Source organism: Paraglaciecola sp. (assembly GCF_039943935.1).
Lineage (GTDB): Bacteria > Pseudomonadota > Gammaproteobacteria > Enterobacterales > Alteromonadaceae > Paraglaciecola.
This window is the reverse complement of sequence record NZ_JBDUZQ010000002.1, coordinates 1-22,963: the sequence shown is the minus strand read 5'-3', so window position 1 is coordinate 22,963 and position 22,963 is coordinate 1. Positions and strand designations below refer to the sequence as shown.

Below are 22,963 nucleotides of genomic sequence, written 5' to 3'. Positions count from 1 at the left end.
AACATGAAAACTATATTCAGTATCACACTATTATTAATGGCTCTTTCACCTTTAGCTCACGCTAAAAGCCACCACACAATTAAGGCTGTTAAGATAAGTCCTACTCATAAATACCACCAAGTTAAACAGCAAAAGTACGTAAAAGTAAAAACAAACACTATTTCCAAAAACAACCCAAGAACGGGGGTAAACATTGGAGGTCTTATTGGAGGCGTAATTGGACATAATGCCAGTACTGGCCGCGATAAAATCCTAAGTACTGTAGCTGGAGTGATTATCGGAAGTACCATAGGTCATCAAGTTGAAAAACTAACAAGTACACATAAAGCAAATGTATACAGAAAAGTTATTCATAAAAAGCCCCATCATTAGACTATAGATAGTAATTGTTTCTAGTAGGCGGTCAAATCCGCACTTTATATAATCATGAACGCGCTGTATCAATAATTTTTACGTCGATTCATGATTAAGGTAAACTGATTTTATAATTTTTTTCGAGAGTGATATTTTGAAGTCAAAAACCAACTCTATGTTACTAGCCGGTTGCCTTGCATTGCTGATGTTAAATAGTACTCCAGCATTTGCCAAAGAAGATAAAATTTCGGCAAAAAGTAAATCAGAGGCCGCACAAAAGGCGCAGAAGCGAGTTAGCGGGCGCGTACTTAAGGTTGATCAAAATAAAAATAAATATCGCGTGAAAGTTCTACAAAAATCAGGTCGTGTGGTGTCTGTAGATATCAATAAAAAATCCGTCAAAAAGAGTAAGAAAAAAGTTAAAAATTAAGGATGTCAACACAAGCATGCGTATTTTAATCGTTGAAGATGATAGTCGTCTACTGACTCAACTAGATGTGTTACTACAAAATAATGGTTACAGTGTTGACTTAGCCGATGATGGCGCTAAAGCCTTATTTTTACTACAAGAGCACTCATATGATTTAGCTGTTATTGACATTGGCTTACCTGTTGTTGATGGTTTTGAGGTCATTCAAAAAGCCAGAAAAAATGATGTCACCTGCCCCATATTGATATTAACAGCGAGAGATAGATGGCAAGAAAAAGTCGAAGGACTCGATGCGGGAGCCGACGACTATTTAACTAAGCCTTTTCACAATGAGGAGCTTCTCGCTCGTATTAACGCACTAATTCGTCGTGCAGCAGGTAAAGCCCACCCAATCATAGAAAAAGGCCCCATCACTTTAGATACTCTTAGTGAAGAAGTTACGGTAAATGGTGAGTACGTTGAGCTTACCGCATACGAATTCAAAGTTCTCGAATACCTTTTATTAAATCCACAAAAGATTATTTCGAAAACAGAACTAACGGAGCATATCTACGACCAAGACTTTGATCTTGATAGTAATGTCATTGAAGTTTTTGTGGGTAGACTACGCAAGAAAATCGACCCAAATGGCAATGTCAACCCAATAGAAACCCTAAGAGGTAGAGGCTACAGGATTAACCGTGAACTCTAATACACCCACTTATTGATGCGTAACCTTTCTTTAAGACTTAGAAGCTTTGCCGCTGCGCTTTTAGCACTGTTAATTTTCATCCCTCTTACTGCTGTTACGCTAGAAAAAGCTTTCAACAGCAGTTTAAGTCAGTCCATGCTAGAACAACTTCGAGTGCAAAGCTTAACGTTAATTTCAGAGTTTGAATTAGATGAAATTGGCGAGAGTGCTATCATGCCAGAACAACTATATAACGATGAGTTCAACATGCCTGGTTCTGGATTGTATGCGTTTATTCAGTCTAACAACGCCACACTATGGCAATCTTTGTCTACCTTAAATTGGCAATTAACCCCGCAATTTTCGCCTCCTAAAATTGGTGCAGAAGACTTTATTGAAGATTTCCACATGCAAAAAAGCTACTTTTTATATGCTTATACTGCCGAGTTTGAAACCTCACAGGGTTACCAACCTATCAGCTTTTATATTCTACAAGATAAGCAAACCTTCAACGTAGAAAAAGAAAAGTTTGCGACCACTTTATGGAACTGGCTTGGACTGATAGCTCTGCTTTTACTGATATTATTATTAGTGAGTTTAAATGCAGCCTTACTCCCTATCAGCCGCTTAAACAAACAAATACGCCAAGCAGAGAGTGGGCAATTAAATCGAATTGACCAAACTTACCCTCCTGAATTAGAAAAATTAAAAAGTAGTATTAATAACTTATTAGACACGGAACAACAGCAACGTAGCCGATACAAAAATAGCTTAAGTGATTTAGCCCATAGCCTTAAAACCCCATTGGCGGTGTTATCAGGGACACGAGGACTTCCACCACAAGCTAATGAACCTATTAACCAAATTAATCTGCAAATACAAAGACAATTAAAACGTGCGGTGGCAGGCAACACCAGCTCATTTGAGCAAGCCACCCCGATGAAACCAGTGGTAGATAAACTATTTAATGCTATGACCAAGGTCTATGCTGATAAACAGCTTTTGTTAACGCAAACCATTCAGCCACAAGACATTGGGTTTCATGGCGACGTAACTGACCTTATGGAAATACTCGGAAACGTATTGGATAACGCTTGTAAAGCTGCTGCCAGCCAAGTCAAAATATCTGTTATTGCCAAGCAAAATACGTTAAACCTCACCATAGAAGATGATGGCCCGGGGATCCCTGAAGATAAACGAGAACACCTTTTACAAAGAGGCACACGTTTAGATAGTTACAAAGAAGGACAAGGCATAGGTATGGCTGTAGTAGCCGATTTAGTAGCGGCTTATCAAGGAAGTCTTGATATAAATACAGGAAACCTAGGCGGAGCAAAGCTTACATTGACCTTCCCATTACATAGTGAAACTCACTAATTATTGGTTAAATTTTTATATCCTTGATTGACATAAAAATGCAACCTTCTGATTTAATTAGAATTTATATTTGGCGTTGTATTTGCTTTTCATTAACTATCTGATTGAGATTACATAAGGAATAAACATGGCTGTAAAATTAGAAGATAGACCTATTGAACAAGTAAGAGAAGAAGTCATTGATAAGCTTATTTTCAACTACAGTCATGGGGTGTTATCTAATGAAGCCTTTGAGCGAAGATTAGACTCAGCCATGGCAAGTAAGCATCATCATGAATTAACTGACTTGGTTTCAGACTTAAAACAAAACACCAGTGAAGAGTTTACCTCTCAAAAAGAACAAAAATTCAATATCAATTATTCTGCTGAAAATAGTGTTGAAACCGAAAGCATAGTCAATATTTTTGGCGGCTCTAACCGAAGTGGGCAATGGACAGTACCGCGAGAGATAAGAGTTTTAACCGTCTTTGGAGGAGGGGATATAGACTTTACTGACGCTATATTTTCAAGCCCAGATGTCACTGTAAAAGTCCTTTGTATATTTGGTGGTGATAATATTTACATACCAGAGAACATAAATGTCATCTCAAAAGCATTTTGCATTTTTGGTGGCATAGATAATAAAGCGCCATCAATTGCCTCTCGCCAAGCCCCTACTCTCACCATTGAAGGCTTAGTTTTATTTGGTGGACTAGACATAAAGATAAAACGCACAATAAAAGAAAAGTTTGTGACCTTTGCTAATCAAATGAAAACACTTTTCAATAACAAAACCTAAGCTAGGAAGTTCTAAACACCAACGGTGAGCCCTTTTTTATTCAATAAAAGAGGGCTACATTATATTTATTTGCTAGGTTGCTTTACATCTTCACTAGCGAGTAATAACGCAAACCAATGTGTATCAGGGTTAGACTCTAGAGCTATTTTTACAATCATAGTAAGCGGAACCGACAACAACATACCAACCGTACCTAACAACCATCCCCAGAAAATCAAAGATAAAAAGACAACCAAAGTAGATAACCCAAGGCCACGGCCCATATACTTTGGCTCAATCACATTCCCCATCACCATATTAGACGCAATAAACCCTATCGCAGTTAGCCCCGCAGTAGTTGGTCCTAATTGAACAAATGCGAGTAATACAGCAGGAACAGCAGCAATAATAGAGCCTATATTTGGCACATAATTCAGCAAAAATGCGAGTACAGACCAAAGTAAGAAATGATCAACACCTAATACATACAACCACACGCCTATAATAAAGCCAGTTCCCAAGCTTACGAGAGTTTTAATAACTAAGTAGTTTTTAACCGATGTGAGAAACTTATCAATTTGTTGCATTTTCATATCTGGATCTGACAAAGCAATATGTATTTTCTTAGGAAAAGACTCTGCTTCAAACAACATAAAAACCACAATTAATAAAATAAGTAAAAAATTGGTTAACACGCCCCCTAAACTTGATAACAGGTTAGTTGCCATATTCATTGCGGCGCCTGGGTCAAGGTAAGAAATCAGCGTATCTTTATTGATCTTGATATTCACTTTATCAAGTTGCCCTATCACCCAACCGAACTCTTGCACTAGCTGCTCTCTATATTTAGGCACATTCTGACTGAACTCGTTCATTGACTGCCCAACTAAACCTGCCAAAACTAATCCAAAAACAACAATTAGCAGTATGACTATTATTACGGCGAGGACTCTAGGTAACTTGTACTGGTTAGCCCATGTAATAATTGGACTACATGCCATTGCGATAAAGATTGATAATAGAAAGGGTACAACAATAGCGCTGGCGGCTTTAATACCGGCTAAAATGACCACAATACTCGCGAGTATTAATAAAATTTTGACGGGTCTTTGAGAATTGATCTGCATAAATTGAGTCTTGATAAATACCTTGTGAGCAAACTAGCAGATCTATGTAGTATTTTGTAGCAAAGAACAAAAAGAAATTAAAAGCTCACGACTTCGTACTTATATTGATACTAATGATTACGAAATGGCTAACGCTCTGAATTGTGAAGTCATTATTAAACATGTTAGCAACTTAGTTGAGAACAATCTTTTTTCATTCCTCAAGAAATTAACAGCTCAGGTGTTAACTATAGCTGCAGAACGTGCTTGGGTGAACTATGCTGAAGTTGATAAAACCCATGCATCACGTTTTTGTGATTCCTTGTTTTTATGTTTATCATGTAACAAACACTAAGGTGGCCACCACACCATGAAACTATTATGAAAATACTGATGACTGGCGGTTCTGGGTTGATTTGCTCTAACCTAGTACCAATTTTGCGCCCCTGCGACATAGCGGTTTATACCCGTAATGTGGCTAAAGCTGAGCAGATACTCGGTCACAAAATTCATTTTTTATCGACTCTATCCCATCTTAAGAACTTAGACGAATACGATGTGGTCATCAATTTAGCTGGCGAGCCAATAGTTGACAAGAAGTGGACTCAAGATCAAAAGCGCATTATAGAAAAAAGTCGGTGGGAACTGACTGAAAAAATAGTCAACTTAATCAAAGCTGGAGACAACCCTCCTAATATTCTCATTAGTGGCTCTGCTATTGGTTATTACGGTAATCAAACTAATGATGCAATTGATGAACAGTTCACTGTTGAAAATGATGAGTTTAGCCATAAGTTATGTGCTCATTGGGAGTTTCTAGCCCAACAAGCTGAATCAGATAAAACCAGAGTGTGCATACTGAGGACTGGTATAGTTCTAAGTAAAAGAGGCGGGGCATTAGCAAAGATGCTATTTCCTTTTAGACTAGGATTAGGAGGCCCGATCGCCAGCGGTCAACAATATATGTCATGGATCCACCTGGAGGATATGCTGCAAGGAATAGTTCACCTAATCGAAAACAAAGACTGTCAAGGAGTATACAATTTTACAGCTCCAAACCCCGTAACCAATCAAGAGTTTAGCCAAGAACTGGCAAGGTCATTGAGCCGTCCCTGTTTGGTGAGAGTTCCTGAGTTTATGCTAAGAGGATTGCTGGGAGAAATGGCTGACCTGGTTGTTTATGGTCAAAGAGTTGTACCAACTCGCCTGCTAGATAGTGGATATAAGTTTGTGTATCCAGAGTTGTCGAGGGTTTTTGACTGCCTTCGAAAATAATTTAAAGCAGAGCATTAAACAACGCCCTGCTTTAATAATAGGACTTAAACCATTTTCCGTAACAGGTGACTGGTATTCAAAGATAACAAACGCCAACAGCCTATTGCTCCTAAGCAGCCAACAACAACAGCGCCTACGACCGGTGCAATTCCCCAGTATTCCCAATGCATTCCTGCTGGCATTTGAAACACCTGAGTTTGTAACAAATATAAACTAAACTCATTAGACGCGGCCGCCATCACACCAGCCACAACACCTATAATTATAAATTCATAGACCACACTTGAGCGAATCAACCTACCTTTGGCCCCTAAGGTTCTTAAAATAGCTAGCTCTTCTTGGCGCTCGTCCATACTCGCTTGAACTTGTGCAATTAGCACTAATGCTCCAGCAGCAAGTACTAACACCAAAATGAACTCTACCGCCACAGAGACCTGATCAACAATATTGCGTAATTGATTAATTCTAGCGTCAACATCAATTAAAGTAACATTGGCAAAGGGTCTCATTAACGCTGTAATGTCTGACTTTCGATCACCCGGTAAATTAAAGCTAGAAATATAAGTAGGAATATAGTTCTGCAAAGCTCTGGGCTCTATGACAAAGAAGAAGTTGGGCTGCATTGATTGCCAATTTACATCTCTTACACTAGTCACCTTTAAATTGACAATTTCACTACCAATATTAAAGGTTAACATGTCACCTAGCTCAAGCCTTAAACGTTCAGCGATCCCTTTTTCAATAGACACCTCAAAAGGCCGTTGCGCTTCAGTTAACGTAATCCCTTCTTCAAACCAGTGACCGGCGACTATTTCAGAGCCTTTTTGTAGCTCTGTACTCCACGTTAGGTTAGCTTCTCGCCCCAAGCCATTTCGGCCATTGCTCCTTTCATCAGGATCCTCCTTGGATACAGAAGTACGTACTTTTTCATCATTAACGGCAACAAAACGGCCTCTTACTACTGGATAAAACTTTTCAACATTAACTTCACGCTCTAAAAAGTGAGCTTGTAAATTAGGCTGCTGGCTGTGGCTAATGTTAACTAAGAAGTAATTAGGCGTCCCTTCGGGCAGCTGATTTTGCCACTGCTGCACCATATCATTGCGCATCACAAGTACCACCAGCAGCAACATTATAGTTACTGCAAAACTAATCAGTTGCACGCTGTTGTCCATAGCTCGGCGACTAATCCTAGCCCATGCTAATTGCCAAGGCCCCATTTTCCCTTGAGCAAATTTCCGGCCGACTCTAATTAATCCAAAGGTAACAAACAATAAGGCTGTAACTAACGTGATGCCAGATACAAACAAAATTGCACTAATTTTCAGATTCTGACTGTATGCCCACATAAGTAAAAATATTGCGCCCCCAGAGGCTATAAATTGCAACATGCGCGAACTTAAATTTGCCCCTAAATCTCGACGTAATACGCGTAAAGGAGAAACTGAAAACAACTTCATCAGTGGATATAAAGAAAATAAAATGGCGCAAATAGAGCCTGTAAAAATAGCAATGATCAATGGCTTCCAGTGCCACGCATCTATGGACACATCGACTCTATCAGCGACAGCCATCACCACTACTTGCTGAATGGCGTAACCTAATATCGTACCTATCACTATCCCTAACGTAGTGATAAACAGTATTTGCAGTAAGTAAATTTGCTGCACCATTGACTTAGGTGCCCCTAAGGTTTTCATAATAGCCACTGGATCATAATGCCTTTGACTATATCGCTGTGCCGCAACAGCAATCGACACTGCAGCTAAAACTATGGCTAATAAACTGGCTAATAGAAAATACTGCCCAGCCCTGCTAACAGAACGACCAATTGCAGACTCATCATCTTCAATAGAGTCCCAATCATGAATTTCCTTATCTAATTGAGGTTCTAGCCAATCATAAAAGCTCTCTAAATCCCCTCTGTCACCAGTAAAAAAATAACTATAGTCAATTCTGCTACCCGGTCCTTCAACATTTGTTGCTGCTAGATCTGCTTTTCTAATCAAAACTTTAGGATCACCCCCAAATACGCTAAATCCTGCGTCGGGTACTTCAGTCAAAACTTTGGTAACAGAAAAAACTTGGTCGCCCACCTCAATACTATCCCCCAAAACCACCCCTAAGGTTTGAAATAATTGAGATTCAATCCAAGCTTCGCCTTCATTAGGTAAACGATTGGTAGCGGTGCCTGTTTTGAAAGGTTCATCTGCAGTTTTGAGCGTCCCTTTTAAGGGGTATCCTTGGCCAGCAGCACGTAAAGATACTAAATCCATTTGCTCATTAGCAAACACCATGGACCTAGCATAGGTTTGGTGAGCGGTGTTTAGACCCATTTCCTTAGCTTTTTCTATCCAAGCTAAATCAACAGGCTTACCAGACTCAAGTACCCTATCCGCAGCAATAAATTCAGCACTTTTCTCTGTGAGCGCTGTTTCTAAACGCTCACTAAAAAGTGAAAGTGATAAAACGGAAGCAACAGACAAAATAATTGCCAATAATATAATAGTTAACTCGCCGCGCTTGGTTTCATGGCGAAATAAACGCCAGGCTAAACTAAATGCTTGGTTGTTCATTAACTTACCTTTTCAATTACAGACTCAGGAAATACCTCAGTTAATTCACCCGCCTGCATATGCAACTGGCGCTGGCATTGATCTGCTAACCCTTGATCATGCGTCACTAAAACAAGCGTGGTGTTTGAGTTTTGATTTAACTCGAATAATAGTTTTTCTATCTTTTCACTATTGGCCGCATCTAAGTTTCCTGTAGGCTCATCTGCAAATAATATTTTGGGCTCGCTAATAAACGCTCGAGCAATGGCAACTCGTTGCTGCTCACCACCAGATAATTGATTGGGATAATGGGTAGCACGGTGCTCTAACCCCACTAATGCCAGAATTCTTTCGGCTCTTTGTTTCGCATCTGAATGGCCAGCTATTTCTGCGGGGAGCATAATATTCTCAATGGCCGTTAAGCTCTGCACTAACATAAAGCTTTGGAAGATAAACCCAACTTTTGCGCCTCTAAGTTGCGCTCGTTGTTCTTCATCCATCGCTTCCATCGCTTCACTATCCAATGCAATTTGTCCTTCGCTCACTTCATCTAGCCCTGCTAACAAGCTTAACAAAGTAGACTTACCTGAACCGGACGCACCGATAATGGCAACTGACTCACCGGCCTTGACATCGAAACTAATAGGCTTGAGGATCTGTAATTTACCTTGAGACGTATGAACTGTTTTACTAATTTTATTTGTCTTTATCATTACTTTAGGAGTCATAGTGGTTTTTCTTAATACCAATTCGTTGCTTAATAAATTCTATACAGTACTGATCCTTATACCATTGATACTGATTTCGGATCAGTTAATGGCGAAAGAATCTAAATTACTTATTCTTGGTGATAGCCTAAGCGCAGCCTATGGGTTAAAGCAAGAACAAGGTTGGGTTAGTTTGTTACAAGATGCGTGGCAAAACAAACCTATAACCGTGATAAATGCCGCTATTAGTGGAGAAACCACAGACGGAGCCTTAGCAAGACTGCCGCGATTGCTAGAGACACATCAACCTACCCATGTGTTTGTTGAATTGGGCGGAAATGATGGATTACAAGGACACCCTATCACTAAGATGCGTGATAACTTACAAAGCATCATTGATTTAAGTCTGAAGAATGGCAGTAAAGTTTTTTTACAACAGATGCAAATTCCAACTAATTACGGCCGCCGTTATACCGAATCGTTTACAACCAGTTACACTCAATTGGCCAGTGACAACCACATCCCATTATTGCCTTTTTTCTTAGAAGACATAGCGTTAAACGAAGGTTTAATGCAAAGAGACGGTATTCACCCTACAGCAGAAGCTCAAGTAATCATTGCAAAAGGTATGCAACAAACCTTAGAAGTATTAATCTTCCCCTAGCAGAATAGCATTCAAACCACTACACTAGTTTTAAACAACATTGATATGTAATTAGAGGAGTTAATAATGGACGTAGGATCAGCAGGGGCTGGATCAGTTTCACAAAACATTCCCACACAAACAGGGTCTCAACAACAAGTTGTAAGAGCTGAACAACAGGAAAGTGCCGACTCAGGTGCTAACCAAGCCATTGAGAGCACCCAACCTCAGGGTAACGAACGAGTTGGTAGCATTATAAATACCACGGTTTAATATAAAACTTACACTAAAAAACGAGTCAACTGACTCGTTTTTTATTTCTTAAATTAAACTAATGATAAGTAAGCTCAATTAATCACCTTTTTATGTATTTCAAAATATCTCCAGAATGCTGCAAAGCACGAATATCCATAAACAAGGCATCTGCTTGGAAATATTGACGCCTTAAATATCCAAGCCATTGTTTTACACGATTAGGGTAGTATCTGCCTTTATCACCATAAATTTCATAACCTGAATAGTGAATCAACAACTCACGCACCTCCTCCCAAGGCATAGGCGCTTGCTTGTGTTTAATCGACTGCGCCAAATTTGGCATAGCCAAAGCTCCACGGCCCAACATTATATTTTCGCAGTCAGACTGTTGTTGGCAAGCGATAGCATCTTGACCATTCCATATTTCGCCATTGGCGACAAGTGGGATATCTACCTGTTGTTTTATCTTTGCAATCCAATCCCAATATGCAGGTGGTTTATATCCATCCACTTTAGTACGAGCATGAACAACTAAAGAGTCGGCCCCAGCACTGGCAATAGCTTGAGCATTTTCAATGGCTAATGAGCTATCTTCAAAACCTAAGCGCATTTTAGCGGTAACCAACTGGTCAGAAGGGACAGCTTTGCGCACTGCAGCAACGATTTGATAAAGGGTTTCAGGCTCTTTTAAAAGCACAGCCCCACCTTTACTTTTATTAACAGTTTTGGCAGGGCAACCAAAATTAAGATCAACGCCATGAGAGCCTAGCTCAATTGCCCGCACTGCATTTTCTGCTAACCAGTTAGAGTGCTGTCCCAACAATTGCACTTTAACAGGCACACCACTTGGAGTGAGACCACCATTTCTTAATTCAGGGCATAGTCGATAGAACACCTTTTTAGGTAAAAGTAGCTCCACCACTCTTACAAACTCTGTAACACATAAATCAAAGCCTCCCACTTGGGTTAGCATGTCACGCATAAGGTGGTCAACGACCCCTTCCATAGGGGCTAAAGTAATTTGCATTAAATATTATACTGTAAGTTATAGGTCAAGAAAGCGGCGCATTGTAATATCAATTGCTTATAAGCACTAGGACCAACAACTGACCAAACTAAAAGAGCTGATTTTAAATTAGAATTTTAGCTTTTTTCGTTGATCACACAGCAGCAAAATTTGCTTTTTTCGATGGTCATCAGCTTGGCCCCAAATCAAAATTTCATCTATTAACCTAAAACACCCTACACACATATCTTGCTCATCTAGGCAGCAATTTCCAATACAGGGAGAAGCGATACTCAGTTCTGTTTTATTTTTCATTAATCTTTATGCACTCTTTATCAAAAATTAAAACGGAAAATCATCACCATCAAAACGTCAGAAAGTTTCTAAGCATGATTCAAAGCGACTTGCCTTAAATACTCCCATGGATGCTATTGGAATAGTGTTAAGAATTACTCTAAAACAGAGATTGGATCTGAAATTTTAGGCTTGCCTTGATTGATTGCAATTTCAACACGGCGATTACTACTGCGGCTAGTTGCATCATCGGTTTCAAGTAAAGGATCCGTGTCGGCTTTACCGACCACAGACATTCGACTTTCATCGAATCCTTGAGCACGTCTTAACTCTTCTGCTACGACGACGGCTCGTTGTGAAGAAAGATCCCAATTTGAACGATATAGCTCATTAGAAATTTGTTGACTGTCACTATGGCCCGACACTTCAATATCTCCAGGCATATCTGCTAACAATACGCCTATTTTACGTAAAATAGGTACAAATTGAGGTTGTAAAAAAGCCGAACCTGCTGAGAAAGAGCCATTCTCTCTGATTCTAATCGTAATTTGTTGTCCCAAAGATTCTACTTCAATAGCTCCGTCAACGATTTCTTTTTCAAGTTTTTGAGCCACTTTACGCATACGTTCTGCCACTGCTTGATCACTGGCAGCTTGACTAGATGTGCTTTGCTCTGAAGCAGTTTGTTGCGCTGCTCCACCTTTTTGCTCACCCCTTTGTTTTTGACGCCCGCCAGCAGAATCTTCATTACCATCTTGAAATTCCAACATTTCTTGAGTCATATCAGTAGTCTGTTGCTGAATGGTGTCAATAGGAGTCGGCTCCGGTCTACCTGGACGGAACTCCATGGCAATCACACTGGTACCTTTAGGGATATCTTTTACTTCAATTTTGTTCTGCACCCCAAATGCAAACTTCATTGACCCTGCAATCTGTTTAAATTTTAGTACGTCCATCTCCGAAAAAGATAAAAGTAAAACAAAGAAACACATCAATAGTGACATTAGGTCAGCAAAGGTTCCCATCCAAGCAGGTAGCCCTTCAGGGGGACATTTAGGGCATTCATTTTCCATTATTTACTCAGCGTCTTCTGATGTGCCACGTTTGCTGGCTGCTAGATAGTTTTTCAAAATGCCTTCAATTACTCTGGGGTTTTGACCATCGGCTATACCAATAATGCCATCAAGTACTAAACTTTGATTTAACTTTTCTTCTTCAGAGCGGTTACCTAATTTCACGGATATTGGTAAACATAATAGATTCGCTAGCATTGCACCATATAAGGTTGTCAATAACGCTACAGCCATTGCTGGACCAATTGATTTTGGGTCATCCATGTTAGACAACATAGCCACCAAACCAACTAAGGTACCAATCATGCCCATAGCTGGAGCAACATCACCTAAGCCTTTAAACATGGTGGCTCCAAACTCATGCCGTTCAGCACTCATGGCAATATCTTTACCCAAGGTAGCTCTAACCACATCAACATCGTGCCCATCTACCAACATATCAACCCCCTTTTGCATAAATGGGTTATCAATCTCCGCTTCTTCTAGGGCCAAAAAACCGCCTTTACGGGCCGCATCAGCCATTTCTACAATCTTTTCGATTTGTGATTCTGGGGAATCAATTTTAAACATAAAGGCTTTTCCGGCAACTTTGCCTGCACCAAAAAACTGCCCAAGGGTATATTGAGATAAAACGACAAATAAACTACCGCAAAATACAATCAAGATAGAAGGTACATTGATAAACATGGCAATATCGCCACCTTGAATCATTGCCATTACAACGAAACCTATAGCGCCAAGAATCCCGATTATGGTTGCTAAATCCACATTATGCTCCAAAAACAGTGGTAAAAACGTGTCTGAATATTTAGTTAAGATTAATGCCGATTATCCCGACATACAACTTTAAAAATTAACCAGTTGAATCAGTTGTTAATCTTTAATATCGACTATCTTCTTTTTTTCTGTAGCTGGCATCAAGTATAAATGATGGATTAAAACCATTATCTTATATAAGTCTCTTGTAATGTGTATTTCTAAAAGTAATTGACCCCATTTTTGAGCTCAGGTATGGTGCGTGGCTCTCAGCATTCGCCATCATTGATATAAAGAATATTATGACCACTCGTAAAAAAGCAGACTCTCTTACCTTTGAGCAGTCAATGAAGGAATTAGAAGACCTTGTTAGCCAAATGGAACAAGGGGATTTACCACTAGAAGACGCGTTAAAAAACTTCGAACGTGGCATTGAATTAGCCAGGTTCAGTCAACAAAAATTGAAAGACGCAGAACAAAAGGTGCAAATACTGACGACTAAAAATGGTCAACAAAACCTTGATGTATTTGACGCAAACAATTAAGTTCATCAAATGAGTTTAGATACATACAGAACAGCGGTTTGTGACAGAACCAACAAAGCCTTAAGTCAAACTATACAAGCCCTACCCAATCATGCTGAGAAGCTCAAACAGGCAATGGCATATTCGCTACTTATTGGTGGCAAAAAGATGCGCCCTTTTTTACTGCATGCCACTGGCGAGATGTTAGGTGTAACTAAAGAAGACTTAGATTGTCCAGCCACGGCCATAGAAGCAATTCATGCCTATTCATTAATACACGATGATTTACCCCCTATGGACGACGACGATCTGCGCCGTGGCCATGCAACGTGTCATAAAAAATTTGATGAAGCCACTGCCATTCTTGCCGGCGACGCATTACAGACCCTCGCATTCGAAATATTATGTCAGCACCCGTTAAGTTCGGCTAACGACAGTAAACGTATTCAGTTAGTAAGCATATTAAGTCAAGCTTCTGGTTATAAAGGGATGTGTGGCGGACAAGCAATGGATTTAGCAGCGACTGATAAATTGATTAGCCAAAGTCAGTTAGAAGCACTGCACAACAAAAAAACTGGGGCATTACTGTCAGCATGTGTTGAAATGGCCATAGTCTTATCCGAAAATGTAAGCGAAGAGAGTCGTAAAAATCTTCAAAAGTACGCTCAAATTATTGGGTTAGCTTTTCAGGTTCAAGATGATATTTTAGATGTCATTGGAGATTCAGAAGTCCTTGGGAAACCACAAGGCTCAGACCAAGAGCAAAATAAAAGTACCTACCCTGCAATGCTGGGTTTAGAGCAAGCTCAAACTTATCTGGCCAATCTACATAAACAAGCACTTCAAGCTTTGCACACTTTGCCTTACAATACGCAAATACTGGCCGAATTTACCAATTTTGTTATTCATCGCGCCTATTAATGAGTTGATACACACTTAATGACACTAGATATTGCCCACTACCCTACTCTTGCCGAAGCTAACACTCCAGAGCAATTGAGAGACTTACCCAAAGAAAAACTAAAACAACTTTCTAAAGAGTTGCGAGAATATTTGCTTTCGAGTGTAAGTAAAAGTAGCGGGCATTTTGCCTCTGGATTAGGCACCGTTGAATTAACTGTGGCTTTACATTATGTCTACAATACACCTTTTGATCGCTTATTATGGGATGTAGGCCACCAAGCTTATCCTCATAAAATTCTTACTGGCCGTCGCGAGCGCATGCAAACTATTCGTAAAAAAGACGGTTTGCACCCTTTCCCATGGCCCCCAGAAAGTGAATACGATACATTTGCTGTTGGACATTCATCAACTTCTATTAGCGCCGCATTAGGCATGGCAGTCGCTGCAGAGAAAGAAGCACTTGGTCGTAAAGTAGTGGCGGTTATTGGCGATGGAGCGATGACAGCAGGCATGGCATTTGAAGCCTTAAATCATGGCGGCGATATAAACAAAGATCTAGTTGTGATTTTAAATGACAACGAAATGTCAATTTCAGAAAACGTAGGAGCGTTGAATAGTCATCTTGCCAGACTTTTAACAGGAAACGTATTCAACTCAATTCGCGATGGCAGTAAAAAGCTACTTAGTAACGTTCCTCCAATCAAAGAATTTGCTAGCCGCGCAGAAGAGCACATTAAGGGTATGGTAGTACCCGGCACCATTTTTGAAGAGCTTGGCTTTAAATATATAGGCCCCATAGATGGCCACGATGTAAATGGCGTAGTAGACACCCTTAAAAATATGCGTGGCATAAAAGGTCCACAAATCTTGCATGTGGTGACCAAAAAAGGAAAAGGATACGGACTTGCTGAACAAGATCCCATTAAATTTCATGCCGTTCCTAAGTTTAATCCAGATGCACACGGCCTGCCTAAAGCCCCTCCTGGTGATCCGACATTTTCAGCAGTATTTGGTGATTGGCTTTGCGACATGGCAACCCAAGATCCTAAATTGATGGCAGTAACACCTGCCATGAGAGAAGGTTCGGGCATGGTGACATTTTCACAAAAATTTCCTGAGCAATATTTTGATGTCGCAATAGCAGAACAACACTCAGTTACGTTTGCAGCAGGGCTTGCCAAAGAAGGCTTAAATGCCGTAGTAGCCATTTACTCAACCTTTTTACAACGTGCCTACGACCAACTTATTCATGATGTTGCTTTACAGAATTTACCCGTTCTATTTGCCATAGACAGAGCAGGCATAGTAGGCGCAGATGGCCCAACCCACCAAGGTGCTTTCGACATTCCATTTTTACGCTGCATTCCAAATATGGTCATCATGACACCAGCTGATGAAAATGAATGCAGGCAAATGCTGTACACAGGGCATAAACTACAAAAGCCCGCTTCAGTTCGATACCCTAGAGGCTCAGCTACAGGGGTAAAACCTGAAAAAAGCATGAGCGAACTAGCATTAGGTAAAAGTCGTACGATTAGACAAGGTCAAAAAGTAGCTATTCTTAACTTTGGAGTGTTGCTAGAGCAGGCTATACACGCTGCTGAAGAACTAAATGCCACTGTTATCGATATGCGCTTTGTTAAGCCTCTAGATACACAAATAATTGATGAGTTGGCAGCCAACCACGCGCTGTTGGTTACCCTAGAAGATGGCGCCATAATAGGCGGAGCTGGTAGTGCTGTTGGTGAACACTTAATGGCAAGTCAGCATAGTTGCAAACTATTACAGCTAGGCCTACCCGATGAGTTTATTATGCAAGGTACGCAACAGGAAATGTATGCAGAACTGCAATTAAATAGTGCAGGTATATTATCTAGAGTGGGAAACTTCTTGAAATAGTAAAAGAGATAAGAGTCTTACCTACGTTTAAAAAATCTATTTTCTATATCGAACCAAACGAGCCCCCTACTCAGCTAGCAGAATAAGTTCTTTATCCGGTATAGATACAATTTGTGTCTTTTGACTGACGTCCCTTACCAAGGCTATCATTACGAACCCAAATTAGTTACATGTATAAATACCCATTTTCAATCAACCACTTTGCACGGTATGACCAAACTTGAGTTTTATTAGGGTATTCATACATAATGTAACCTTCAACAGCCCCATTACTGTAATAAACATCCTCGCCACTAGCCGTTTTAATCTCATTTAAATAATCCTTATGAAGCAACTCTTCCTCACTATGCCAAACCCCAAATACCTGTTTCTCCCGTTTGCTATCCTCCAGAGAGGAAGATAAATCGCTAAAGCTGTGTTAATAGAACAGAATCACCTCTCTTCTCTGTAGCGATAGACAATCTACTCAGTACATTACTCTAGCTATTGAGACCACCTCTCATTTAACCTAGAATGCCCACCGTAATGGGGAACACATACCCACTTAAATTTTTAATCTAACGAGAGGAAAACTCCTATGCCTACAGCTAGCGCCCGCCATATTTTGGTTGATACAGAAGAAAAATGTTTAGCGTTGAAACAAGAAATTGCAAATGGTGCGAAATTTGAAGAGCTTGCTAGCCAGTCTTCATGCCCTTCAGGTGCGCAAGGTGGAGCGTTAGGTAGCTTCAGCCAAGGCCAAATGGTTCCTGAGTTTGATAAAGTTGTATTTAACGACGAATTAAATGTGGTTCATGGCCCAATTAAAACCCAATTTGGTTACCACCTCTTAGAGATAACAGAGCGCTCTGCTTAATATCTAAATGTATCACACCTTTAAAATCAGAGTTAACCTTAACTCTGATTTTTTATATTCAGCTATTTATATTCTTACAACAACAAAGATCACAGCCCTGTTAATGCGATAACCCACTATTGGGTAGTGGTGTAAAACTCAGCAATATAACTGCCACCTTTTATATTTAGTACCAACCTCAGTTTATAGCTTTGTCCAGAATTGCCAACAAGCTCTCTTAGGTCTGTTTCTGTATGCCAGTAATACGGGCTTTGGATCATACCTAATGGATAAGCAGTTGGTTCGTTGTTACTATCCACTAAAAATAACGTTGCGCTATCCAGTGGAAAAGTTGAATTAATACTAGTTAGGTTATCTTTATCAAACACATTTACTTCAAAATCGCCTGACTTCAAAATACATGTTTGACTAATAACATCACAATTATCTGTAGGGATTAACTGCACTACCTTTTCATTTTCAGCTTGATTTTCAACATAATAATCAGCTGCTATATATCCAATCACAGCTAAAATAGGAGCTACCATAAACGCGATTTTTGTATGTTTATTCATTTTTAATTCTTTTTAAAAGCCCACGTTATTCACTAAGATCAATTGCCATGTTAAAGCGTAATGTATCTATAACATGGTTCTATGCTACCGTTTTTTATAAGACATTTTAGAAAAATAAGGGCTAAAGAAAAGCTCTTTACCCCTTAATGTTAATCACATTAGGTTAGCAAACTGCCCATCGGCAGGTTGCCACTAATGATCGCTAATTGCCCCCTCACCTCCCGGACTTCGCATGTTTTCTACCAAGTCTTGAATTTCTTCAGGGGCAGGGCCGGTAAACTGCAATATTATAAAGGCAACACCAAAGTTAACTATGGCCCCTACAACACCAAATGCGTTAGGTGAAATACCAAAGAACCAATTTGGTGCCATATCACCTAAGAATGAGGTGCCAAGGATAAACATTATGCCTTTATGTTGGAATACATACAGCATGGTGATACCGATACCCGCACACATCCCCGCTACTGCAGCAGTACCACTCATTTTTTTAGAGAAGATACCCATCATCAACGCAGGGAAAATTGATGAGGCAGCCAAACCAAAGGCAAGAGCCACCGTTCCAGCCGCAAAACCAGGCGGATTCAGCCCTAAATACCCAGAGACTAAAATGGCTAGTGTCATCACTACACGTCCTGCCAACAACTCGTTTTTCTCTGACAATTCTGGTGTCAGAACCCCCTTCATTAAGTCATGGGATATAGAGGACGAAATAGCCAAGAGTAAGCCAGCTGCCGTTGATAGTGCTGCCGCTAAGCCACCTGCAGCCACTAGAGCAATCACCCAGTTTGGTAAGTTAGCTATCGCTGGATTAGCAAGTACCATAATGTCGTTATCCACTTTAACCATTTCATTGGTTGTAGCATCTGCAGAATATTGAATTTTGCCGTCACCGTTTTTATCTTCAAATTCTAATAAGCCGGTCTGTTCCCAGTCTTTGAACCACTGAGGACGTTTTTCATACTCTAAATGTTGGCCAGCAGTTGGCTCAATAGTATTCATCAGATTAAGGCGTGCCATAGCCCCCACAGCTGGAGCAACGGTGTACAACAATGCAATAAATACTAAGGCGTAGCCCGCAGAAGAACGCGCAGCCTGCGCAGTAGGAACCGTAAAGAAACGCATAATGACATGGGGTAAACCAGCTGTCCCAATCATTAACGACATAGTGTAAGCAAACATATCTAATGAGCCGTTCATATTGCTAGTGGTGTATTCTTTAAAACCTAATTCGGTCACGACCAAATCGAGCTTATCTAACAAATAAACACCGCTGCCATCCGCAAGCGTAGAGCCTAACCCCAATTGTGGAATAGGGTTACCCGTTAATTGGAACGAAATGAAAATAGCAGGAATAGTATATGCAAATATAAGCACGCAGTATTGAGCAATTTGAGTGTAGGTAATCCCTTTCATGCCACCTAGTACAGCGTAAAACCAAACCACAGCCATACCTATTCCCAAACCTAAGCCATAATCAACTTCCAAGAAGCGAGAAAAGGCCACGCCTACCCCTTTCATTTGACCAATAATATAGGTTAATGACGCTAAAATTAAACACACAACAGCAACAATACGGGCTGTTTTTGAGTAATAGCGATCTGATATAAACTCAGGAACAGTAAATTTACCATGTTTACGCATATAGGGTGCTAGCAGCATGGCGAGTAGTACATAACCCCCAGTCCATCCCATTAAGAAGACCGAACCACCGTATCCCAGAAAGGCAATTAAGCCCGCCATAGAAATAAAGGAAGCAGCACTCATCCAGTCTGCGCCAATTGCCATACCATTTTGCATAGGCGTTACTCCACCACCTGCGACATAAAAGTCACTTGTAGAAGCAGCACGAGCCCACCAAGCAATAGCAAAATAAATACTAAAAGACCCAAATACTGCAATGTAGGTATATAGTTTTAATTCATCCATTATGATTCATCCTCAGCTTGATACTTTTTGTCGAGCTTGTTCATTTTATAGCCATACCAAAAAATCAAACCCACAAAAACGTAAATAGCCCCCTGTTGTGCAAACCAGAATCCGAGCTTATACCCCCCAAGACGAAACTCGTTGAGAGGTTCTACTAATAACAAGCCAAAGCCAAATGATACGATAAACCAAATGACTAGACATATTGTTATCAAGCGCAGGTTTTCCTGCCAATATGTTGTCTTCTTTTCCACATTATTCTCCTAGCACTGATGCCATTTTATTTATTACCCTTGCAGTTTTTTGTAATAACGGTGTGTTTTGAGAAAAAGTTTAAGTATAGAAATGTCACCTAGGCATCAAGTAACCTAATTGTTAAAACAATAACAATTCATATACAACTTCAACTATAAGCAACACTAGCAAGCTTTGTTTTTATCAGATATACCACCTTGGTCTTATATCCCTATTTAGCCGTTGACCTAATGGTTAAGGTCGGAAAAATTAGTAGAATCCCCCTCATTAATGTAAATAATGAAAGGGTGAAAATCAGCGCTTTTGTTGTGAGTACTCCTCCTTTTTATGTGTTGGCTGAAACCTTCTTGGTAAGCTGGTAAAAGAAATAAGTATCAGTTATTTGCGCGACAATGAGCGCGTAATACAACGTGATATTCTCCCTTCAATTGTATAGGTTACATATAAGAGCGTTGTGATATGAAGGGGTAATAATAAACTCATGGAAAAATATGCCGAAGGGGATACTTGTGAAGTGTTTTGTCAAAAACATCAAAATTTAAGTAAAGATATAACGCATTGCTCATCACAATGCGCTTAATTTAAGCCTAGAACATGCTCTTGTTAAAACCACGCTACTAGGCTCATTCGAGGTTGTAGCATTGTTAAAAAACACACCGACACTGGGGCACATGTTGATGTATCAAACAACCAATGAGATCTAATAATACGGGCGATTACACTTTAAACTCACTAACAAGAACCTTCATTTTAGATACATTGAGGTTAAGCACTTCAGTACTAGAATTTGTTTCATTAGCAATACTCTTAACTTGTTCAGAGGTGGTAATTAACGTCTCAAAACTTTCGTTGATTTTGTTAACAGAACTGAACTGTTCTTGGACTGACTTAGAAACTTGGTCTGCGTAACCTTTTATATTTACTGACAAGTCAACAATGTCACTTAAAGACTGTTCAGCAAGCTTTGCAGTATTAGCCGTTTTGACAGTTTGCTCTTGGCTTTTTTGCATTGAAGATACAGCCGCGTCTGAGCCTGCCTTAAAGTTGTCTATAATGGTGGTTATTTCTTGAGTTGAAGCTTGAGTACGTGTGGCAAGTGTTCTAACTTCGTCAGCAACTACAGCAAACCCTCGTCCATGCTCTCCAGCCCTTGCGGCCTCTATTGCAGCATTTAACGCCAACAAGTTAGTTTGTTCAGCAATTTGACTAATTACGTTAAGTGCATTACCAACTTGACCACTACTGTTTGCAAGTTCATTAACATGTGTTGCAGCCTCTGAAATTCTGCTCTCTAAAACACCTAAATCTTGTAAAGATGTTTCTATTGTATTTCGTCCCTCATGCGCTTTTAAATCAATTTGACCTGATTCACTAACTACTTTTTCAACATTATCGGAAATACTATCAATAGACTGTACAAATTCGGCAACAATTCTTGTCACTTCTTCAGTCAAACAAAACTGTGATTCTGTACTTTGAAATAATTGAGAAACCATACTTTGTAAGTGATCACTTTCTGCATTTAAATCTAAATTTCCTAATTTAATTTCACGAATAATTGACGCAAACTTTTCAATTAACTGATTAAATGAAGCAGATACCTCACCTATTTCATTTGGCCTTATAATTGCGCTCTCATGTATTAAATCATTGTGCAGTTCTACTTTCTTAATATCATCTTTCAACTCAGTTAACTCTACGCGCACACTCCGTAATACAACGGCAAAGCAAACAAGCAGTATGATTGACGCAATCACTGTAATTGAGAGGATCAACGACACCATAAAGCTTCGAATTTCAGGAATAAGAATGGCAAACTCAGTAGTATTAGTTTCTATTTTTTTTATAAATGGGGATATGTCATCCAAAAACTGCAATGCACTTACCCCTTCATTTTGTGCTCTATCAACTACCTCAAGGGCTGACTGGGCGGCAAGTATATCTAACTTACAAATTTCAATTGCTTTGCCAAACCCAAGGATATTAAACAGCAACACCTCAACAGGGTTGACTGCATCAAGACATAGGTTAGCTTGTAACTCCGCAAAGCGAATGCCTTGCTTCACGCCTTGCTGCCTAGAATCTGGGTTATTAATATCTAGAAACGATATGAACTCATTATTATCTGGATTACTTGCTTTTATGCGCTCTAAGCTTAAACGTATTGTTTCTACGCCAACTAGGTGTTGCCGTTCAAGGTATGTAAAATACCCTGTTTTTGAAATTTCTATCATACTAATAACATTAGTTAGGCATAGTGCCCCTAGAGACGCCAAAAGTATCATAAACTTCTTTTTGATAGACCAAGTGCTCATTCAGATCCTTAATTCATAATTTAATGTTAAATCTATTTATGTTATCGGTTACTAATACAGTAAGTTTACTTACTGCGTATATAAAACCTTTGCGAACACCCAAATGATAGCTAAAGGGGAGGTAGGCACTCATAGTAAAGACCAAATAAATCTAATTGCACAACTTTTTATCTGCGAAGACTTCACTATATTCATTAGTTAATAAAGTTAATAAGACACCCAAGGTTAAAGTTAATAAGACACCCAAGGTAGAATACTTATATAAGTTCGTCCATTTAATTACCAATATATGAGTGATTTTTTGGCTCTGGATTGAGACTTTGGTTGATTATTACAAACGCCTATTTTCAGTTTATAAAATTAGGCTATTTACCTGAATTGCAGCCGAGCGAAGGCTTGATGGTGACTGTGCTAGCAGAGTGTTTGTTTAAGTATTGAAGCTAGGCTCGTTTGAGTAAGGTTTTAGCCTT

The 22,963-nt window shown here is 39.7% G+C and carries 24 protein-coding genes; 13 read left to right on the top strand and 11 right to left on the bottom strand.

The features are described 5' to 3' along the window. The first annotated feature begins 3 nt into the window (after nt 1–3). The 5 genes from ABJD71_RS01735 (at nt 4) to ABJD71_RS01715 (ending at nt 3,609) form a co-directional block, all read left to right on the top strand. Nucleotides 4–372 (top strand): glycine zipper 2TM domain-containing protein, encoded by a 369-nt coding sequence (locus ABJD71_RS01735; RefSeq protein WP_348163585.1) that lies wholly within the window; start codon nt 4–6, stop codon nt 370–372. 187 nt (nt 373–559) lie between these two features. Beyond that, a complete protein-coding gene (locus ABJD71_RS01730) occupies nt 560–784 on the top strand; it encodes a peptidase (RefSeq protein WP_348163693.1) in 225 nt (74 codons plus the stop codon). Nucleotides 785–800: 16 nt separating this feature from the next. Further along, nucleotides 801–1,475 carry a response regulator transcription factor gene (locus ABJD71_RS01725; RefSeq protein ID WP_348163582.1) on the top strand — a complete coding sequence of 225 codons (675 nt, stop codon included), beginning with the start codon at nt 801–803 and terminating at the stop codon, nt 1,473–1,475. Nucleotides 1,476–1,490: 15 nt separating this feature from the next. Further along, the gene (locus ABJD71_RS01720; protein WP_348163579.1) at nt 1,491–2,831 is read left to right on the top strand and encodes an ATP-binding protein; all 1,341 of its coding nucleotides are present in this window, start codon (nt 1,491–1,493) and stop codon (nt 2,829–2,831) included. 127 nt (nt 2,832–2,958) lie between these two features. Beyond that, nucleotides 2,959–3,609: a LiaF domain-containing protein gene (locus tag ABJD71_RS01715; protein WP_348163576.1), complete on the top strand. Its 651-nt coding sequence runs from the start codon at nt 2,959–2,961 to the stop codon at nt 3,607–3,609. A 65-nt stretch (nt 3,610–3,674) separates the two neighbouring features. Here ABJD71_RS01715 and ABJD71_RS01710 read toward each other — a convergent pair whose 3' ends face one another. Next, entirely contained in the window at nt 3,675–4,715 is a 1,041-nt protein-coding gene (locus ABJD71_RS01710) for an AI-2E family transporter (RefSeq protein WP_348163573.1), read from the bottom strand. Between the two features lie 76 nt (nt 4,716–4,791). Here ABJD71_RS01710 and folX point away from each other — a divergent pair, with 76 nt between their 5' ends. Both folX and ABJD71_RS01700 read left to right on the top strand, forming a co-directional pair. Beyond that, nucleotides 4,792–5,049 (top strand): dihydroneopterin triphosphate 2'-epimerase, encoded by a 258-nt coding sequence (folX, locus tag ABJD71_RS01705; protein ID WP_348163690.1) that lies wholly within the window; start codon nt 4,792–4,794, stop codon nt 5,047–5,049. A gap of 26 nt (nt 5,050–5,075) precedes the next feature. Beyond that, entirely contained in the window at nt 5,076–5,969 is an 894-nt protein-coding gene (locus tag ABJD71_RS01700) for a TIGR01777 family oxidoreductase (protein ID WP_348163570.1), read from the top strand. A gap of 44 nt (nt 5,970–6,013) precedes the next feature. Here the strand turns inward: ABJD71_RS01700 and ABJD71_RS01695 are convergent, their stop codons facing one another. Continuing rightward, complete coding sequence (locus ABJD71_RS01695; protein ID WP_348163567.1) at nt 6,014–8,545, bottom strand: FtsX-like permease family protein; 2,532 nt, start codon at nt 8,543–8,545, stop codon at nt 6,014–6,016. Beyond that, nucleotides 8,545–9,237 (bottom strand): ATP-binding cassette domain-containing protein, encoded by a 693-nt coding sequence (locus tag ABJD71_RS01690; RefSeq protein WP_348163687.1) that lies wholly within the window; start codon nt 9,235–9,237, stop codon nt 8,545–8,547. Before ABJD71_RS01690 ends, ABJD71_RS01695 begins: the two co-directional genes overlap by 1 nt. A 16-nt stretch (nt 9,238–9,253) precedes the next feature. Here ABJD71_RS01690 and ABJD71_RS01685 point away from each other — a divergent pair, with 16 nt between their 5' ends. Both ABJD71_RS01685 and ABJD71_RS01680 read left to right on the top strand, forming a co-directional pair. Then, on the top strand, nt 9,254–9,895 hold the full coding sequence (locus ABJD71_RS01685; RefSeq protein WP_348163564.1) for an arylesterase: 642 nt from the start codon (nt 9,254–9,256) through the stop codon (nt 9,893–9,895). 66 nt (nt 9,896–9,961) lie between these two features. After that, on the top strand, nt 9,962–10,147 hold the full coding sequence (locus ABJD71_RS01680; protein ID WP_348163561.1) for a hypothetical protein: 186 nt from the start codon (nt 9,962–9,964) through the stop codon (nt 10,145–10,147). 82 nt (nt 10,148–10,229) lie between these two features. On the opposite strand, the gene dusC is transcribed toward ABJD71_RS01680, so the two are convergent. From dusC to pomA, 4 genes are all read right to left on the bottom strand, one after another. Continuing rightward, entirely contained in the window at nt 10,230–11,156 is a 927-nt protein-coding gene (gene dusC / locus ABJD71_RS01675) for a tRNA dihydrouridine(16) synthase DusC (RefSeq protein ID WP_348163558.1), read from the bottom strand. 108 nt (nt 11,157–11,264) lie between these two features. Beyond that, nucleotides 11,265–11,450 (bottom strand): DUF1289 domain-containing protein, encoded by a 186-nt coding sequence (locus tag ABJD71_RS01670; RefSeq protein ID WP_348163555.1) that lies wholly within the window; start codon nt 11,448–11,450, stop codon nt 11,265–11,267. A 134-nt stretch (nt 11,451–11,584) separates the two neighbouring features. Then, complete coding sequence (locus ABJD71_RS01665) at nt 11,585–12,502, bottom strand: flagellar motor protein MotB (protein WP_348163552.1); 918 nt, start codon at nt 12,500–12,502, stop codon at nt 11,585–11,587. A 3-nt stretch (nt 12,503–12,505) separates the two neighbouring features. Beyond that, nucleotides 12,506–13,270: a flagellar motor protein PomA gene (gene pomA / locus ABJD71_RS01660; RefSeq protein ID WP_348163549.1), complete on the bottom strand. Its 765-nt coding sequence runs from the start codon at nt 13,268–13,270 to the stop codon at nt 12,506–12,508. Nucleotides 13,271–13,560: 290 nt separating this feature from the next. Between pomA and xseB the strand changes: the two genes are divergently transcribed. The 4 genes from xseB (at nt 13,561) to ABJD71_RS01640 (ending at nt 17,440) form a co-directional block, all read left to right on the top strand. After that, on the top strand, nt 13,561–13,803 hold the full coding sequence (gene xseB / locus ABJD71_RS01655) for an exodeoxyribonuclease VII small subunit (protein ID WP_348163546.1): 243 nt from the start codon (nt 13,561–13,563) through the stop codon (nt 13,801–13,803). Between the two features lie 9 nt (nt 13,804–13,812). Next, nucleotides 13,813–14,703, top strand: a complete 891-nt coding sequence (gene ispA / locus ABJD71_RS01650) for a (2E,6E)-farnesyl diphosphate synthase (protein WP_348163543.1) — start codon at nt 13,813–13,815, stop codon at nt 14,701–14,703. A gap of 18 nt (nt 14,704–14,721) precedes the next feature. Continuing rightward, a complete protein-coding gene (dxs, locus tag ABJD71_RS01645) occupies nt 14,722–16,584 on the top strand; it encodes a 1-deoxy-D-xylulose-5-phosphate synthase (RefSeq protein WP_348163540.1) in 1,863 nt (620 codons plus the stop codon). A gap of 577 nt (nt 16,585–17,161) precedes the next feature. Beyond that, the gene (locus ABJD71_RS01640; RefSeq protein WP_348163537.1) at nt 17,162–17,440 is read left to right on the top strand and encodes a peptidylprolyl isomerase; all 279 of its coding nucleotides are present in this window, start codon (nt 17,162–17,164) and stop codon (nt 17,438–17,440) included. Between the two features lie 116 nt (nt 17,441–17,556). On the opposite strand, the gene ABJD71_RS01635 is transcribed toward ABJD71_RS01640, so the two are convergent. The 4 genes from ABJD71_RS01635 to ABJD71_RS01620 all read right to left on the bottom strand — a co-directional run bounded on the left by ABJD71_RS01635 (nt 17,557) and on the right by ABJD71_RS01620 (nt 22,493). After that, complete coding sequence (locus ABJD71_RS01635; RefSeq protein WP_348163534.1) at nt 17,557–17,994, bottom strand: hypothetical protein; 438 nt, start codon at nt 17,992–17,994, stop codon at nt 17,557–17,559. A gap of 192 nt (nt 17,995–18,186) precedes the next feature. Next, complete coding sequence (locus tag ABJD71_RS01630) at nt 18,187–19,923, bottom strand: sodium:solute symporter family protein (RefSeq protein WP_348163531.1); 1,737 nt, start codon at nt 19,921–19,923, stop codon at nt 18,187–18,189. Further along, nucleotides 19,923–20,177, bottom strand: coding sequence for a DUF4212 domain-containing protein (locus tag ABJD71_RS01625; protein ID WP_348163528.1), 255 nt, complete (start codon nt 20,175–20,177; stop codon nt 19,923–19,925). Before ABJD71_RS01625 ends, ABJD71_RS01630 begins: the two co-directional genes overlap by 1 nt. Nucleotides 20,178–20,894: 717 nt before the next feature. Next, entirely contained in the window at nt 20,895–22,493 is a 1,599-nt protein-coding gene (locus ABJD71_RS01620) for a methyl-accepting chemotaxis protein (protein WP_348163525.1), read from the bottom strand. Nucleotides 22,494–22,963 lie beyond the last annotated feature (470 nt).

Excerpts from the sequence above, each read along its gene's own strand:
- ABJD71_RS01635 (WP_348163534.1), bottom strand. The coding sequence starts at position 17,994 with ATGAATAAACATACAAAAATCGCGTTTATGGTAGCTCCTATTTTAGCT.
- ABJD71_RS01710 (WP_348163573.1), bottom strand. The coding sequence starts at position 4,715 with ATGCAGATCAATTCTCAAAGACCCGTCAAAATTTTATTAATACTCGCG.
- ABJD71_RS01700 (WP_348163570.1), top strand. The coding sequence starts at position 5,076 with ATGAAAATACTGATGACTGGCGGTTCTGGGTTGATTTGCTCTAACCTA.
- ABJD71_RS01695 (WP_348163567.1), bottom strand. The coding sequence starts at position 8,545 with ATGAACAACCAAGCATTTAGTTTAGCCTGGCGTTTATTTCGCCATGAA.
- ABJD71_RS01720 (WP_348163579.1), top strand. The coding sequence starts at position 1,491 with ATGCGTAACCTTTCTTTAAGACTTAGAAGCTTTGCCGCTGCGCTTTTA.
- ABJD71_RS01620 (WP_348163525.1), bottom strand. The coding sequence starts at position 22,493 with ATGAGCACTTGGTCTATCAAAAAGAAGTTTATGATACTTTTGGCGTCT.
- ABJD71_RS01690 (WP_348163687.1), bottom strand. The coding sequence starts at position 9,237 with ATGATAAAGACAAATAAAATTAGTAAAACAGTTCATACGTCTCAAGGT.
- ABJD71_RS01730 (WP_348163693.1), top strand. The coding sequence starts at position 560 with ATGTTAAATAGTACTCCAGCATTTGCCAAAGAAGATAAAATTTCGGCA.
- ABJD71_RS01665 (WP_348163552.1), bottom strand. The coding sequence starts at position 12,502 with ATGGAAAATGAATGCCCTAAATGTCCCCCTGAAGGGCTACCTGCTTGG.
- ABJD71_RS01680 (WP_348163561.1), top strand. The coding sequence starts at position 9,962 with ATGGACGTAGGATCAGCAGGGGCTGGATCAGTTTCACAAAACATTCCC.
- ABJD71_RS01630 (WP_348163531.1), bottom strand. The coding sequence starts at position 19,923 with ATGGATGAATTAAAACTATATACCTACATTGCAGTATTTGGGTCTTTT.
- ispA (WP_348163543.1), top strand. The coding sequence starts at position 13,813 with ATGAGTTTAGATACATACAGAACAGCGGTTTGTGACAGAACCAACAAA.
- ABJD71_RS01715 (WP_348163576.1), top strand. The coding sequence starts at position 2,959 with ATGGCTGTAAAATTAGAAGATAGACCTATTGAACAAGTAAGAGAAGAA.
- xseB (WP_348163546.1), top strand. The coding sequence starts at position 13,561 with ATGACCACTCGTAAAAAAGCAGACTCTCTTACCTTTGAGCAGTCAATG.
- ABJD71_RS01640 (WP_348163537.1), top strand. The coding sequence starts at position 17,162 with ATGCCTACAGCTAGCGCCCGCCATATTTTGGTTGATACAGAAGAAAAA.
- dxs (WP_348163540.1), top strand. The coding sequence starts at position 14,722 with ATGACACTAGATATTGCCCACTACCCTACTCTTGCCGAAGCTAACACT.
- ABJD71_RS01735 (WP_348163585.1), top strand. The coding sequence starts at position 4 with ATGAAAACTATATTCAGTATCACACTATTATTAATGGCTCTTTCACCT.
- ABJD71_RS01670 (WP_348163555.1), bottom strand. The coding sequence starts at position 11,450 with ATGAAAAATAAAACAGAACTGAGTATCGCTTCTCCCTGTATTGGAAAT.
- dusC (WP_348163558.1), bottom strand. The coding sequence starts at position 11,156 with ATGCAAATTACTTTAGCCCCTATGGAAGGGGTCGTTGACCACCTTATG.
- ABJD71_RS01725 (WP_348163582.1), top strand. The coding sequence starts at position 801 with ATGCGTATTTTAATCGTTGAAGATGATAGTCGTCTACTGACTCAACTA.